This window comes from Corallococcus sp. AB049A (assembly GCF_003668885.1).
Lineage (GTDB): Bacteria > Myxococcota > Myxococcia > Myxococcales > Myxococcaceae > Corallococcus > Corallococcus interemptor.
In genome coordinates, this window is the sequence record NZ_RAWL01000731.1 from 1 (window position 1) to 2,148 (window position 2,148).

General features: G+C 75.5%; 2 protein-coding genes. Both read right to left on the reverse strand.

The genetic code is table 11. The features are described 5' to 3' along the window. A partial coding sequence (locus D7X55_RS38795) for a tetratricopeptide repeat protein (protein ID WP_233610344.1) occupies positions 1–1,310 on the reverse strand: 1,310 nt, incomplete at its 3' end. Positions 1,311–1,315: 5 nt separating this feature from the next. Beyond that, positions 1,316–2,148 (reverse strand): response regulator (locus D7X55_RS38800; protein WP_147470402.1); only part of this gene is annotated, 833 nt, incomplete at its 5' end.

A 2,148-nucleotide genomic window follows, 5' to 3' on the forward strand; every position in this document is an offset into this window, starting at 1 on the left:
GCATAGGCCCCACCCTCCCCCGCCAGCGCCTCGCGCAGCGTCTTCTCCGCCCGGGCCGCGTCCCCGCTCCGCTCCAGCGCGCGCGCGTAGCCGACGCGCACCTCCACGTCGTCCGGCGCGTCCAGGAGGGCGGCGCGGTAGAGCGCCAGCGCGCGGTCATGGGCTCCCACCAGCGACAGGCAGCGGGCCTGGCGCGCGCGGGCGTCGGGGAACACCTCGGACTCCGGGGACACGCCCTCGAAGTCCCGGGCGGCGACGGCGAAGCGGCGCGTGCGCTCCGCGACGAGGCCCGCGTAGTAGGCCAGGCGGGGCTCGTCCGGCGCGTCCTTGCGCGCGGCGTCCAGCACCTGCTCCGCGGCGGCGGGCTCGCCCGAGGCCAGGTAGCTGAAGGCCACCCGCACGGCCAGCTCCGGCGACGCGGAGAGCGACAGCAACCGGTCGAAGTACGCCCGGGCCCGCGTCACCGAACCGGCCTTCAGCGCGGCGCGGCCCGCGGACAGGAGCACCTCGCGGCTATCCGGATCCGCCTCCAGCGCGCGGGCCAGCGCGTCCTCCGCCTCGCGCGGCCGGCCGGCGTCCTCGTGGAGCCGGGCCAGCGTGGACCACACCTCCACGTCACCCGGGTCGCGCTCGGAGGCCTTCACGAGCAGGCGCTCGGCGCGGGCCGCGTCGCCGCGCTCGGCCAGGACGAGCCCCAGCCGCCGGTACCCGGAGGCCTCTCCCGGCACCGCGTGGGCCAGCGACTCCACGACCTTCACGGCCTCGTCGGGGTCCCTGGCGTCCAGGTACAGCTGGGACAGGACGAGGTACGCCTCCGGCTCGCGGGGGCGCAGGGACACCGCGCGGCGCAGGTGCTGCTTCGCGCGCGCCGTGCGGCCGGACTCCAGCAGCACCCGGCCCAGGAGCACGTGGGCGGCGTAGTGCGTGGGGGCCCGCTCCACCGCCCGGCGCAGCTCGCGCTCGGCGCGCTCCAGGTCGCCCAGGCGCGCGTACTCCTCGCCCAGCTGGGTGAGGAGCGTCGGGTTGCCGTCGTCGGTGGCGAGCGCCAGCCGCAGCTCGTCCACCGAGGCCCGGTGGTTGCCCTCCAGGTGCATCAGCCGCGCCTGGAGGTAGTGCGCGTAGCTGGCGGACGACGCGGACGGCTCGTCGTCGCGCTCGCTCGAGTCCATGGCCTCGCGCATCGCCTCGCGGTCGACGTGCGGGGCCGGGGCCCTCGCCGGAGCCTGCCTGGCGGGCGCGGCCCCCGAACCTCCGGCGGCCAGCGCGAGGCACAACACGGCGGCACGGCTGAGGAGCGGGAGCGGGCGCACGCGGGCTAGTGGACCTCGGGCGGAGGCGCCCCCAGCTTCTCCAGCAGCTTCTCCACCGGATCGCTGTCCTGGCTGACGTCCGCCAGGGCGGCCCGGTACTCGATGGAGGTCACCTGCTCCACGTCCGGCATCAGGCGGTTGATGACCGTGCGCGCCGCGTCCGCGTTGCACTCGGGCAGCACCACCGCGAAGACGCCCAGCCCCAGGTGGGAGATGGAGTCCGGGTGGCGCACGCGCTTGCGCATCACCTCCGCCATGTTGGGCGGCATCACGTCCAGGTCGCGGTCCGGACGGAGCACCGCCAGCGTGAGGGCGCGGTGGTAGCGCCGGCTGCGGGCCACCTCCTGCTCCAGGCGCAAGAGCAGGCCGCGGCGGTCGAGCAGGCCCGTCGCCGGGTCGCTGCCGGTGCGCCGCTGGAGCGCGTTCGTCTTGTCCTGCTGATCCTTCTCACCCTGGCGCAGCTTGAGGGCGCGCTCGGTGCGGTTGAGCAGCTCCACCGCGTTGAAGGGCTTGGCCATGTAGTCCACCGCGCCCAGGTTGAGCGCGCGGACCTTGTCGGCCACGCCCTGGTGGGCGGACAGGAGGATGACCGGGATGTGCGCCGTGTCCGACGAGGACTTGAGCGCCATGGCCGCGTCCAGGCCGTCCAGCTTGGGCAGGAACACGTCCATCACCACCAGGTCCGGCCGGGACGCTCTCGCCTTGGCCAGGCCCTCCGCGCCGTCGCGAGCGACCTCCACGCGGTACTTCGAGCGCAGCACCTCCGACAGCACCGCGGCGATTTCCGGCTCGTCCTCCACCACCAGCACGCGCGGCTGCTCGGGCGCGGAGCCGGGGG